We start from the raw sequence: 12,084 nt of genomic DNA, 5'->3' as shown, positions 1-12,084 counted from the left end.
CGGACTGGCGCCGCCGGCGCTGCGCGCAGCACGTTTCTTGCTTCCACGCCAAGCAGCCAACCTGGCCGACCCGACAATCCGATCATGACGCTACTGCAGCCGCCGTCCAACCAGCCGGACGTTTCTGACGATCATTCCACGGATGTGGCCGCCGGCGCAGACTCCCGGGGGGAGGACTCCGCGGCCGCGGTGCGCGCGGTGCAGGAAGTCAGCACGCTGATCGAGCAGTCGGCCCATGACCTGCGTTCATCGCTCAATGCCATCCAGAGCTGGGCCTACGTGCTGGACCGCGCCTTTGATACGGCGCCGGCCCCGGCGCAGCGCGCGCTCGACGGGATTCGCGCCGGCACCCAGCAGCAGCTGGCGCTGATCGAGGAAATGGAGGAGTCGGTGCGCCTGCTGGCCGACGAGCGCGCGCCGCGCTGGGAGCACGTCGACCTGCTCGACGCGGCCGCGCAGGCCATTGCCGACCGCCGCCCGGCCGCCGAGGCGCGAGGGGTGCTGCTGGCCCCTGTCACCACTGACGGCGCGGGAGATGGCGCGTATGGTATCGACGGCGACGCGACCCGCCTCGCCCCGTTGCTGCGGCACTTGCTGGTGCATTGCATCTGGCGCGCGCCGGCGGGGGGGGCGGTGGCCATGCAGCTGTTCGGCGAGCCCGCCCACGTGAAGCTGCGCATCACCGAGAGCCCCCCGCTGGACCAGCAGCGCAGCGCCAGCCGGCTGGCGGCGCTGACCGATTTCTTCGGCCGCCGCGCCGCGGCCGACGGTGCCACGCCGGCGCGGCAGAGCACCGCGCTGCTGCTCACGCGGCGCATGGTCGAGATGCATGGCGCTCTCCTCAGCGCCGAAAGCGACGGCTGCGAAGCGGACAAGATCAGCGTCTGCATTGCCGTCAGGTTCCCGCGCCAGCCACGTGCGGCGTGACATCGCGCGTTGCGCGCGCCTCTATCCTTTGCTTGACGATGTAGTTTTTACCGGCATGTCCGGCGCGACGCGCATTGGCTGGGCGCCGGTGGCGCGGCCGGCGTGGCGCCTGGCGCGCCGGTAGCGCGGCCGGCGTGGCGCCTGGCGCGCCGGTAGCGCGCGGCGCACCGGTCCGGCGTGTCTGGCCCGGGCTTTGCATGGGTAAGTCACTCACACTAGGAGGGAACAACCATGCCTAAAGCCAGCCGCAAGTCCGACAAGGCCGCGCAGGTTGCCCACAAGCCGTCCGGCGCGAAATCCTCGGCATCCACCGCAAGATCCTCGGCCAAGCCTGGTGCGCGATCGGCCACCAGACCGGCCGCGAAGCCTGCTGCAAAACCTGCTGCAAAAACCGCAGCCAAGACCGCGACCAAGACCGCGTCCATGAGCAAGCCAGCAGCAAAGCCAGCAGCAAAGCCAGCAGCAAAGCCAGCGGCCAAGCCGGCAGCGAAGTCCGCCGCCAGGCCTGCTGCGAAGCCTGCCACAAAGACCGCGGCCCGTCCTGCAGCCAAGGCCGCCGCCAAGGCTGACAAGCCGCAGGCCATGCGCGCCGGCTCCGCCTCCGACAAGCCCGGCAAGGCCGGCACCGCGTCGCGCTCCGGCGGGGCCAGGGCCGGCATGGGCACGGACAAGCCCCTGCGCGGCAAGGAGGCCAGGACCTACCAGGCTGCGGTCGACGACTCGCTGGAGATGACCTTCCCGGCCAGCGACCCGATCTCGCCGAGCGCCGCCATGCATGCCGAAAAGAGGACGCAGACCGCGCGCGACGACGTCGACTGGAAGCTCAAGCGCGGCAGCGAGCAGCAGCCCGTGGGAGCCAAGCCGGCGGGCCAGCGCAAGGGCAGTGTGCGCGGCCGCTAGCGTGGTCCATGGGCGATTCCGATCAACAAGAAACGGAGCCAGCATGACCGTCATCGTCGCAGGTCGTTTCGACAGCTTCAGTACCGCCGAATCCGTCGCCAGCCGCCTCAAGGCACGCGGTTTCGCTGAGCAGGACCTCAGCCTCTTCTACGTCAATCCACCCGGGCAGCACGCCGCCTACGCGGTGGGCGGAGACCATGCGGCCGATGCCGGCGCGCGCAAGTCTGGCGCCGGGGCCATCGCCGGCGTTGTGATCGGCGCCGCGGCCGGCGCTGCCGTAGGCGCGATGCTGGTGTCGGCGCTGTCCGCCGTACCGCCCGTGTCGATCCTGGTGCTGGTGTTTGCCGTAGGCCTGGGCGCTTACCTCGGCTCGCTCGCCGGCGCTCTGGCGCTGGCGCGTGATGGCCGCCGCAATCCGGTGACCGGCCAGCCGCCCGTGCGCAACGCCGGCGTGCTGCTGGCCGCGCACGTTCCCAGCGGCAATACCGCCGCGGTCGCGGACCTGCTGCGCCAGGAAGGCGCCAAGGACGTGGAGCGTGCCGACGGGCAATGGGTCGATGGCCGCTGGGTGGACTTCGATCCGCTGGTACCGCCGGTGCCGGCAGACGCGCGCCGCCAGGCTCAGGGCAGCTGGGCCCGCACGGAATGACTTTTTTGCAGCGACTTGTTGCAGCCAACCCGAAACGGAGGTGTCCATGACCCCAGTCCAACCTGAATCCCCTGGCGAACAGCCGCGCGGCGCATCGATCGTCGGCGGCATCGACCGCAATTCCCCGGGCCCAGGCCCGTTCGTGATGGCCGCCGATACGCTCGAGGGCAACAAGGTGGTCGACCCGGCGGGCGACGACATCGGAACCATCGACCACATCATGATCGATGTTCTTGGCGGCCGCGTCGCGTATGCGGTGCTGGCCATGGGCGGCTTCCTCGGCATCGGCGAGAAGCTGTTTGCCTTGCCGTGGTCCGCGCTGACGCTGGACACGCGCCGCAAGTGCTTCGTGCTCGGCGTCGAGAAAGACCGGCTCAAGGCCGCGCCCGGGTTTGACAAGGACCACTGGCCGAGCATGGCCGATTCGCAGTGGGCCACCAGCATTCACCAGTACTACGGCATTTCCCCGTACTGGGAGGCGGACCGCTACGATCCGTGGGGCTGACCCGCGGAGAGAGCGCGGTGCCAGTGACCGATGAGCGGAGGCGCCGGATTTAATCCGGCGCCTCAGGCTGCTGACAAAGTCAAAGATTGCGAATGTTGTCTCCCCTCTCCCATTTATGGGAGAGGGGCGGGGGAGAGGGCAGGAGTTGCCACGAAGTGAGGCGCCACGGTGCTTGCCGTGCGCCTGCCCTCTCCCCCGGCCCCTCTCCCGCAAGCGGGAGAGGGGGGCAAACCACCTGGAATTCTCCCTTTGTCAGCAATCTGAGGCGCCGGATTCGATCCGGCGCCCCTGTCTTTCCGGGAGTCAGACCTTGTGGTTGATCTGTCCGTACGGACGCTGCGATGGGTCGGCTTGCATGCCGCTGTCTTCGGGCTGCGCCGGTGCCTCCGGTGGCGATTCGCGCCGCAGCGACAGCGCGTTGTGTACGCCGAGCACGCCCGCGCTGACGGCCGCTGCTTTCTCGATGCGCTGCGCGGTGTCGACATCCTCAACGCAGCCCCGCACGGTGACCCGGCGATCCGCGACTTCGAGCGTCACGCCGTCGGGAAAGCGCCCGTCGAATGCCGCGGCAATCTCGGCACGCACCGCTACGCGCAGGGCTTCGTCGTCGTCGGCGGATGGGGAAGGGGCATTCTGGTTCATCTCGGCTCCTCGACAGAAAAAAACATATCCGGCGCAAGAAGCATTCCCGCGCGCCGCGCGCCGCAGAAACGCAAGCCGTGCGCCGCGGTTTGCCACGCAAGTGCTGCGCGCGTTGTAGGACTGCGCCCGCTGCTCATCGGCCCCATGCCCTCCATACAATGAAATCAGCATACCCCGCGCCGGCGCACAGCGCGAACGGGCAAGCGCAATCGAGGAGCGCAACGATGAGCAAGTCCAGCCCAATCCTGCCGGGCGCTAAGCATCTGCCAGCGTCTGGCAAGCATGCCAGCGTACTGCACGCGTTTGACAGCTTCGCGGGTGCTGCCACACGCCATGCCGGCTCTCCCACTGCATTCGTGCTCGCGGTCGGCGTGGTGGCCGCCTGGGCCATTACCGGACCCATGTTCGGGTTCTCCGAGACCTGGCAGCTGGTGATCAACACCGGCACCACCATCGTCACCTTCCTGATGGTGTTCCTGATCCAGCAGAGCCAGAACAAGGATGCCGTCGCGGTCCACCTCAAGCTCAACGAGCTGCTGGCCTCGCACCGCGAAGCCAGCAACATGCTGGTCTCGATCGAAGACCTCGACGAGGAAGAACTGCGGCAGCTGGTGACCTTCTACCGCCACCTGGCCGAGCTGGCCGACAAGGAAGACGGCGTCAAGATGAGCCATTCGCTGGACGAGGCGCGCGAAAACCACGCGGCCAAGCAACACGCCCGCGCCTCGCGCCAGCGCCAGCCCGAAGACGGTGGCAGCGGCGCCGATGCGCGTGCCACCGCCGCCGCGAGTCCCTAGGCAGCACCATTGGGGATCACCACCGGGCGGCGGCACGCATGCCGCATGCCGCGGTAGCCGTCAACTTGTCGCGCCAACCAGGTCATCGAGCAAGGAGTCACCCGTGTCCGATCCGAACAAGGCAAGCCAGCGCAAGCAGATGGGACCGGAGGCCGTTGCGTCCCGCGCGGTCATGGTGTATGGCTGCGAGTCGCTCGGGCAGCCGGACAGCCACCTTGGCACCACCATGGCCAATATCGCGCGCAAGGTGGCCGAGATCGCGGGGATCGGCTATGCCGGCGCCTACGATGAAGCCGCGCCGGGCCAGCCGCGGCCCTACCTGGTGCCCGCACAGACGCTGGTGGGGCAGGACTTTGCCGAGCGCCTCGGCGTACACGGGGAGGCTGACCTGTTCGGCGGCGTGGTGCCGTACGCGTTTGTCGCCACCAAGGCGATCACGCATGGGCTGGTCGAGCCCGGCGCGGCGGCTCCCGAAGGATGGAGCGAGGCCTTCGTGCAGCGCGTGGTGGGCGCGACGCTGCCGGGCTTCACTGCATTCACCCTCGCCGATGCGCGCACCGCCGGCAAGCGCCTGCTGGCACTGGGCCCGGTGCGGCTGAAAGAGCCATGCGGTATCGGCGGGCTGGGCCAATGCGTGGTAGACAGCGAGCGCGCGCTGGACGAAGCGCTTGCCGCCATGCCCGATGCGGTGGTGGCGGCCCACGGCATCGTGGTGGAGCGCGACCTGGACGCGCCGCAGACCTATAGCGTCGGCCAGGTGGAACTTGCCGGACTGCGCGCCAGCTATTGCGGCACGCAGGGGCTCACGCAGAACAACCGTGGCCAGCAGGTCTACGGCGGCTCGACGCTGACGGTGGTGCGCGGCGGCTTCGATACGCTGCTGCAGCAGCCGTTCGACGCGCGCACGCTGGCCGCGGTGCGCGCGGCGATGGTGTATCACGATGCCGCGCTGGCCTGCTATGGCGGCATGGTGCTGACGCGCTGCAACTACGACGTGGCCTTCGGCCCGGCTGCGGGCCCCGGCGCCGACCGCGAACAGGTGCTTGGCGGCGTGCTCGAGCAGTCGTGGCGCGTAGGCGGCGCTACCGGTGCCGAGCTGGCGGCACTGGCGGCGCTGCAGCGCGACCCAGGCCGCGCTCAGGTGGTAGCGTCCACGCGCGAGGTGTACGGCGCCAACGTGCGGGTGCCCGACGGCGCCGTGATCTATTTCCAGGGAGAGGACCGCCACGTCGGTCCCCTCACCAAGTACGCAAGGCTGGAGCCCGATTCCCATGGCAACCCATGAAGAACTGCTGCAGATTCAAAGCGAGGGCGGCACGATTGCCGGCACCCTGATCAGTCCCGAGACCCGCTTGCCCGGCGTGCTGTTCGTGCACGGCTGGGGCGGCAGCCAGCAGCAATACCTTGCGCGCGCGCGCAAGGTCGCGGGGCTGGGCTGCGTCTGCCTGACCTTCGACCTGACCGGCCACGCCGGCACCAAGTCGCAGTACGAGACCGTCACCCGCATGCGCAACCTGGCCGACGTGGTCGCCGCGTACGACACGCTGGTGCGGCAGCCGGAAGTCGATCGCAACGCCATCGCGGTGGTAGGCAGCAGCTACGGCGGCTACCTGGCGGCTCTGCTGAGCGTGATGCGCCCGGTGCGCTGGATGGGCTTTCGCGCGCCCGCGCTGTACATGGATTCCGGCTGGGAGCTGCCCAAGCGCCAGCTGCATCGCGAACAGGACCTGGTAGCGTACCGGCGCAGCGTGGTCCCGCCCGAAGACAACCGCGCCGTGCGCGCCTGCGCGGAATTCGGCGGCGACGTGCTGGTGATCGAGTCCGAGCATGACCAGGTGGTCCCGCACGCCGCGGTGATGAGCTATGTCGACGCATGCGTGCATGCCAACTCGATGACCTACCGCGTGATCAAGGGCGCCGACCATGGACTGACCGACGAGGAAAGCCAGCGCGCCTACAGCAGCCTGCTGGTCAACTGGCTGCGCGAGATGATCACCGTGGCGCGCGCCGGTCCGGTCAGCGCCGACCGTGCCTTGCAGCCGAAGCCGCGGCCCACGGCACCGGAGCCCGACGACAAGGACGTCGCCATGGGCGGGGCGGTGCCGCCGCCGGCTTCCGGTTCCGCCAGTGTTCCGCCGGCCGGCGCCGAATAGCGCCGCGTGGCGCCAGTTGCCCGCACACCGCCGGCATGGACAGCACCCTGCCCGCCACCGAGCCCGCCGCGGCGCTTGACGCCGTGCTGCGCGATGCTGGCCTGTGCTACGTCGACGACGGCAGCCCCGGTATCACGCGGCGCCGCCAGGGCGGCGGCTTCAGCTACATCAACCCCGATGGCCAGCGCGTGCGCGACGAAGCCACGCTGGCGCGCATCGCCGCGCTGGCCATCCCGCCGGCGTACGAGTCGGTGTGGATCTGCCCGGATGCGCACGGCCACCTGCAGGCCACGGGGCGCGACGCGCGCGGGCGCAAGCAGTACGTCTACCACCCCGAATGGGCGGCATTGCGCGATTCGGACAAGTACGCGCGCCTGCCCGCCTTCGGCGCGATGTTGCCGCGGCTGCGCGCCTGTGCCGCGCGGGATCTTGGCCGCAACGGCATGCCGCGTGAAAAGGTCGTGGCGGCAGTGGTGGTGTTGCTCGATGCCACGCTGGTGCGCGTGGGCTCGCCGCGGTATGCGCTGCAGAACCGCACCTACGGCCTGACCACGCTGCGGCGCCGGCACGTGACCGTGCGCGGCAGCCGGCTGCGCTTCCAGTTCACCGGCAAGAGCGGCATTACCCATGACGTCTCGGTCAACGACCCGCGCCTGGCGCGCGTCGTGCGCAACTGCGCAGACCTGCCGGGCCAGCGTCTGTTCAAGTACCGCGACAATGACGGCGAAATCCGGGAAATCGGCTCGGCCGACGTGAACGCCTACCTGAAGGAGGCGACGGGCGGCGAATTCACCGCCAAGGATTTCCGCACCTGGGCCGGCAGCGTGCATGCGCTGGCAATCCTGCGCAAGCTGCCGCCGGCAGCCAGCGAAACCGCACGCAAGAAGGCCGTGGCCGACGCAATTCGCGAGGTGGCGCGCCAACTGCGCAACACCATGGCGGTTTGCCGCAAGTGCTACGTGCATCCCGGCGTCATCGAGGCCTACCTGTGCGGTCTGCTCGAATCCGGCGGGCGAGCGCCTTCGGTGACCCGGCTGCGCGCTGACGAAGCCCGCTTGCTGCGGCTGCTGGCCGCGGTGCAGCGCGAAGGCTGAGCGGCCACCCATTCGCAGCCACCCATTCGGGCAGGCGACGATTCAGTGAGCGGCCATCCGGCACCGGCCTTCAGCACCGCAGCGTGCCGAGATAACCGGGCAGCGCGCGCGCGCCTTCGGCATGCGCCAGGCGGAACGCGCGCGCCAGCGCGGCGGCGAAGTGATGCGCCGTGTCGAACGGACCCGGCACGTTGCGGCGGAAGTAGTCGGCCCAGCGGAAATCCGGGTAGGCGGTCTTGACCTTGCGGTAGCCGCCGGCGAGCTGCACGAAGGCCTCCAGGCTGCGGTAGGGATCGTCGCGCATGTCGTGGATGGCTTCGGGCAGCTCGGTCAGCGGCCGGCGGCGGCCGTGCTCGTCATACGGGTGGACCAGGTGGTTGGCAACCATGTAGCGCCAGAACGCCGGCACGTCGAGATCGCTGACATCGGTGCGGACAATGCCGGGCACGTGGGTCAGGCCGAGGTCGTGCCAGGCGCGCACCCAGTGGTGGTGGTCGACCACGTAAAGGCCCAGGTCCGGCCCGACCACAAGGTGGACGCGGTGCCGGTCCAGGAACGCAGCGCGGTACTCGGGCGGCACGCGGCGCGTCACGTGGACCTTTTGCGCCACGTGGTAGCCGCCGACAGTGATCTGGGTCGGGTGCAGCGCGTCCAGGGGCACCATCAGCTTGCTGCCGGGACAAAATTTGCGGGGATGGCGTGGCACGTCGGCGCGGCGCGGCGCTTGCTCGCGCCGCGCCGGATGTCTGGTGCTTCAGCTCTTGTTCAGCGTGCGCTCCGGCGACGTGCCGGTATCCGCCGCGCTGCCGGCGGTGTCTTCGCCACCGACTTCCGAACCCGCGGCCCAGGCCGAGCCTCGGCCGCCCTGGCTACCTTGCCCGCGTTCCACGCGCAGGCGGTTGTCGACCTCGGTCACGCCGAACACCGCGTCAGCGATTTCCTCGATCACATACTTCTCGCGGCGCTCGCGCACGGTACCGTCCAGCGTGACCACGCCGTTGGCCACTTCCACGCTGACTTCGCCGACATCGATGTAGGGGTTCATGGCGAGGCGCTCGCAGACATCCTCGCGCACGCGCTCGTCCGAGCGGCGGTAGCCCTTGGGCCCGGTCATGCGCCGGCCGGCATGCGCGGTCGCCTGCTGGCCGAAGGCCCGGCTGCGGCGATAGCCGGGATCGTCCGGATAGACCCGTTGCCCCCCGCTGAACGACTGGCCGCCGCTGGCGGAATCGCCGTAGTAGCCGCTGCCATAGCTCGGCTCGCCGCCGCGCTGGCTGCGGTCGCGCTCCAGGCCTTCGCGCCAGTGCATGGCGCGGCCGCCACGTTCGCCACCGCCGCCCCGGTCATCTCGCTCGCCGCCACGGCCGCGCGGCCCGAAGCGGTCTTCGTCGCGATAGCCATAGCCCGATTCCCGCTCCTGGCTGCGATAGCCGCTGTCTTGCGCGGACGGACGGTAGCCGCCGTAGCCGCTGCTGTAAGGATGGCCGGTGCCGCCGGCATCCGAAGCGCCATAGCCCGGCTGGCCCCAGCTGCCGCGGCCCTGGCCGGCGGGCGTGTCCTGCTGGTACCACGGACCGCCGTGGCGCGTGGATTCGCCGCCGCGGCGTTCATCGCCACGTTCGTTGCCGTACGAGCCGGTGCCGGAGCGGCCTCGGCCTTCACCGCGCCACTCGCCGCGGCCCGCGCGCGCCTCTGCGCGCTCATCCCCTGCGCGCTCATCACCGCGCCAGTCTTCGCCCCATTCCTGGCCCCAGTCTTCCGAGCCGCTGCCCCGTCTCTCGTCGCGCCGGCCCGCTTGCTGGCCCTGGCTGCCCTCGCGGCGCTGGCCCTGATTGCCCCCGCGGCTGCCGCGGTCGTTGCGGAAGTTGAACATCGCTTGCCTCCTGGCTGAGTGGTCCGGCTGGGCCGTTGCCTGCGCAAACGCCGGTTGCGGCGCCGGGCCGTTGAAGTGCGGTGGTTTCCGCAGGGGAAAGCCGCAAAATCCGTGCCCCTTCGCTACCGCGCTGGCACGCTGCTGCGCGCGCTGCGGCGCTGTAAGGATTGCCGGGCGATGTAACGGTTACGGGCGGCTGCGACGTCACCGCAGGTGGCGCGGCGCGCCGCGGGGTAGCATGCAGAAGTGCCATCCCAGCGGCATGGAACTTGCGCGGCACGCGCATGGGCCCAGCGCCCCTCCACAGACAGGAGTCAGCCATGTCCACACCGAAGAGCGTCCCACCCCAGCACCAGGATCGCCAACCCGGGCTGGAAGCACCCATGCGGCCGCAGCCGGATAGCGGCGCGGACGACTACGTCGGCAGCGGCCGCCTGCAAGGGCGCGTGGCGCTGATCACCGGCGGCGACAGCGGCATCGGCCGCGCCATCGCGGTGGCCTTCGCGCGCGAAGGCGCCGACGTTGCCATCGCCTACCTCGACGAGCATGCCGACGCCCGCAAAACCGTCGAACTGGTCGAAGCCTCCGGGCGCAAATGCCTTGCGGTCGCAGGCGATCTTGGCGACTGCAGCCATGCCGAAGGGGTTGCCCGCCAGACGCTGCAGCAATACGGCAAGCTCGATATCCTGGTCAACAACGCCGCCGAGCAGCATCCCGAGAAATCCCTGGAAGACGTCGAAGAAAGCCAGGTCGAGGCCACCTTCCGCACCAATGTCTTTGCCATGTTCCACCTGACGCGGGCGGTACTGCCGCATATGAAGGCGGGCGCGTCGATCCTGAACACCACGTCGGTGACCGCGTATCGCGGCAGCAAGCATCTGCTCGACTACTCGGCGACCAAGGGCGCGATCGTGTCATTCACGCGTTCGCTCGCGCTGCAGGTGGTCGAACGCGGCATTCGCGTCAACGGTGTTGCGCCGGGCCCGATCTGGACGCCTCTGATCCCGTCCACCTTTACTGCCGAGGAAGTCGCCGAGTTCGGCAAGAAGACGCCGATGGGCCGGCCGGGGCAGCCGTTCGAAGTGGCGGCGGGCTTCGTGTTCCTGGCCTCGGATGCGGCGAGCTATATCACGGGGCAGATCCTGCACATCAACGGCGGCGAGGTCGTCAACGGCTGAGCCGGTGCCGCTGTTCGCGCACGCCGCGCATGCCGCGCGTGTAGTTAGGGCGCCGCGCTTGCAAAAATTGCACATGCCGCGCGCCGCCGCGACCGCCACCGTGCAGATCGGGCGCGGGCGTGGCTCTTGCGAGCGGCCGGAGAAGTACCGCATCCATTCATCGCATCCATTCACGTATCCCAGGAGCCACCATGTCACCGATCGTAGCGGGTCGCTTCGACTCTATCCCCAGCGCCGAAGACGCGGCGCGGACCTTGTTCGCCCGAGGATTCTCGGTATGGGACGTTTCCATCATGTCGGTACGGCCGTCAGGCGAGGCGCAGCCCGGGGAGAGGGCCGGCACCGAAGCTCAAACACAAGCCGACGAGAGCGCCTGCAACGTGATGCTGGCCGCTTGCGTCGGCAATGGCCTGTCGTCGGTTGCGGTCGACGTGCTGCGCGAAGCCGGCGCGAGCCATCTGGAGCGCGCGCAGGGCTGCTGGGAATGCGGCCAGTGGACCGACTTCGACCCGAACGCGCACGGCGAGCCCGTGCAGGACGGCGAGGGTGAATACTGGCCGCGGCCGCTGGCACGGGAATCGGTGGCCGAGCAGTCCACCGGCAACGAGGACCCGGGCAGCGAGCTGGAGCATTTCGTCAACCAGAAGCGTGCCGAACACGACTGAACGGCGCGACCGCGCCAGCCCCCGGAGCGGCAATGCCATTGCCGAACTCGTACGGCTGCGTCCCACGCAACTCACGCTGGGCTATGCGCATGTCAGGCACAAGAAGGAAGTCACGCAACGCCACGCGGACCTCAATGACCTCGCGGCGCTGCGGCGCTTCATGCGCAGGCATCGCATCAAGACCGTGGCCGGCCCCGGCGGCAGCCTCTATATCGTCGATCGCCATCACTGGGCGCGCGCCTGGCTGGAGCTGGGATACCAGTGGGGACCGGTGCGCATCCTGCGCGACCTGAGCGCCCTGAGTCCGTCCGCGTTCTGGAAGCGCATGCGCCAGCTCGGCCACGTCCATCCGTACGACGAGCACGGCAAGCTCCAGGGCCACAGGGCGTTGCCGCCCACCGTGATGGGCATGCGCGACGATCCGTACCGCAGCCTGGCGGCATTTGCGTGCGCGGCTGGCGCTTACCGCAAGCCGGGCAGTGCTTATGGGGACTTCTGCTGGGCCGGCTTCCTGCGCGATCGGGTGCTGCAGGATCTCGACAGCATCGCGGGCTTTGGGCTGGCGCTGGCCGAATCGATCAAGCTGGCGCGCAGCAGCAAGGCCAGGCGGCTGCCGGGATATTGTGGTGGGCCTGCGAACAACAAGGAAGGGAAGGGCTGAAACGGACGCGTCGCTCCCGCGCCAGCGGGAACGACGGGAT

General features: G+C 69.4%; 15 protein-coding genes. 11 read left to right on the top strand and 4 right to left on the bottom strand.

Annotation, left to right across the window (positions count from 1 at the left end):
* The first annotated feature begins 84 nt into the window (after positions 1 to 84).
* On the top strand, positions 85 to 927 hold the full coding sequence (locus ACIP1U_RS12655; RefSeq protein WP_400315135.1) for a sensor histidine kinase: 843 nt from the start codon (positions 85 to 87) through the stop codon (positions 925 to 927).
* 215 nt (positions 928 to 1,142) lie between these two features.
* On the opposite strand, the gene ACIP1U_RS12650 is transcribed toward ACIP1U_RS12655, so the two are convergent.
* Positions 1,143 to 1,511, bottom strand: coding sequence for a hypothetical protein (locus tag ACIP1U_RS12650; protein ID WP_400315132.1), 369 nt, complete (start codon positions 1,509 to 1,511; stop codon positions 1,143 to 1,145).
* Here ACIP1U_RS12650 and ACIP1U_RS12645 point away from each other — a divergent pair.
* From ACIP1U_RS12645 to ACIP1U_RS12635, 3 genes are read left to right on the top strand one after another with little or no spacing between them, the layout of a single operon-like run.
* Complete coding sequence (locus tag ACIP1U_RS12645) at positions 1,510 to 1,827, top strand: hypothetical protein (protein ID WP_400315129.1); 318 nt, start codon at positions 1,510 to 1,512, stop codon at positions 1,825 to 1,827. The genes ACIP1U_RS12650 and ACIP1U_RS12645 overlap by 2 nt on opposite strands.
* Before the next feature lie 43 nt (positions 1,828 to 1,870).
* Complete coding sequence (locus tag ACIP1U_RS12640; RefSeq protein WP_400315127.1) at positions 1,871 to 2,476, top strand: hypothetical protein; 606 nt, start codon at positions 1,871 to 1,873, stop codon at positions 2,474 to 2,476.
* Positions 2,477 to 2,522: 46 nt separating this feature from the next.
* Positions 2,523 to 2,981, top strand: a complete 459-nt coding sequence (locus tag ACIP1U_RS12635; protein ID WP_400315125.1) for a PRC-barrel domain-containing protein — start codon at positions 2,523 to 2,525, stop codon at positions 2,979 to 2,981.
* A gap of 303 nt (positions 2,982 to 3,284) precedes the next feature.
* Here the strand turns inward: ACIP1U_RS12635 and ACIP1U_RS12630 are convergent, their stop codons facing one another.
* The gene (locus tag ACIP1U_RS12630) at positions 3,285 to 3,623 is read right to left on the bottom strand and encodes a BON domain-containing protein (RefSeq protein WP_400315123.1); all 339 of its coding nucleotides are present in this window, start codon (positions 3,621 to 3,623) and stop codon (positions 3,285 to 3,287) included.
* Between the two features lie 224 nt (positions 3,624 to 3,847).
* Here ACIP1U_RS12630 and ACIP1U_RS12625 point away from each other — a divergent pair, with 224 nt between their 5' ends.
* The 4 genes from ACIP1U_RS12625 to ACIP1U_RS12610 all read left to right on the top strand — a co-directional run bounded on the left by ACIP1U_RS12625 (position 3,848) and on the right by ACIP1U_RS12610 (position 7,667).
* Positions 3,848 to 4,420, top strand: coding sequence for a low affinity iron permease family protein (locus ACIP1U_RS12625; protein WP_400315120.1), 573 nt, complete (start codon positions 3,848 to 3,850; stop codon positions 4,418 to 4,420).
* A gap of 103 nt (positions 4,421 to 4,523) precedes the next feature.
* Entirely contained in the window at positions 4,524 to 5,705 is a 1,182-nt protein-coding gene (locus ACIP1U_RS12620; RefSeq protein WP_400315119.1) for a DUF3182 family protein, read from the top strand.
* On the top strand, positions 5,692 to 6,573 hold the full coding sequence (locus ACIP1U_RS12615) for an alpha/beta hydrolase family protein (protein ID WP_400315117.1): 882 nt from the start codon (positions 5,692 to 5,694) through the stop codon (positions 6,571 to 6,573). Before ACIP1U_RS12620 ends, ACIP1U_RS12615 begins: the two co-directional genes overlap by 14 nt.
* Positions 6,574 to 6,608: 35 nt before the next feature.
* Positions 6,609 to 7,667: a DNA topoisomerase IB gene (locus ACIP1U_RS12610; RefSeq protein ID WP_400315115.1), complete on the top strand. Its 1,059-nt coding sequence runs from the start codon at positions 6,609 to 6,611 to the stop codon at positions 7,665 to 7,667.
* 70 nt (positions 7,668 to 7,737) lie between these two features.
* Here the strand turns inward: ACIP1U_RS12610 and ACIP1U_RS12605 are convergent, their stop codons facing one another.
* On the bottom strand, positions 7,738 to 8,373 hold the full coding sequence (locus ACIP1U_RS12605; RefSeq protein WP_400315114.1) for a ParB-like protein: 636 nt from the start codon (positions 8,371 to 8,373) through the stop codon (positions 7,738 to 7,740).
* Between the two features lie 48 nt (positions 8,374 to 8,421).
* Entirely contained in the window at positions 8,422 to 9,540 is a 1,119-nt protein-coding gene (locus tag ACIP1U_RS12600) for a BON domain-containing protein (RefSeq protein WP_400315112.1), read from the bottom strand.
* A 320-nt stretch (positions 9,541 to 9,860) separates the two neighbouring features.
* On the opposite strand from ACIP1U_RS12600, the gene ACIP1U_RS12595 reads away from it, so the two are divergent.
* The 3 genes from ACIP1U_RS12595 to ACIP1U_RS12585 all read left to right on the top strand — a co-directional run bounded on the left by ACIP1U_RS12595 (position 9,861) and on the right by ACIP1U_RS12585 (position 12,044).
* Positions 9,861 to 10,718: an SDR family oxidoreductase gene (locus ACIP1U_RS12595; protein ID WP_400315110.1), complete on the top strand. Its 858-nt coding sequence runs from the start codon at positions 9,861 to 9,863 to the stop codon at positions 10,716 to 10,718.
* 191 nt (positions 10,719 to 10,909) lie between these two features.
* Positions 10,910 to 11,383 carry a hypothetical protein gene (locus ACIP1U_RS12590; protein WP_400315108.1) on the top strand — a complete coding sequence of 158 codons (474 nt, stop codon included), beginning with the start codon at positions 10,910 to 10,912 and terminating at the stop codon, positions 11,381 to 11,383.
* Entirely contained in the window at positions 11,367 to 12,044 is a 678-nt protein-coding gene (locus ACIP1U_RS12585; protein WP_400315105.1) for a ParB-like protein, read from the top strand. Before ACIP1U_RS12590 ends, ACIP1U_RS12585 begins: the two co-directional genes overlap by 17 nt.
* Positions 12,045 to 12,084: the final 40 nt, after the last annotated feature.

It is taken from the genome of Cupriavidus sp. NPDC089707, from assembly GCF_044748965.1.
Lineage (GTDB): Bacteria > Pseudomonadota > Gammaproteobacteria > Burkholderiales > Burkholderiaceae > Cupriavidus.
The sequence above is the reverse complement of the archived record's forward strand: the minus strand, read 5'-3'. Positions and strand labels throughout refer to the sequence as shown.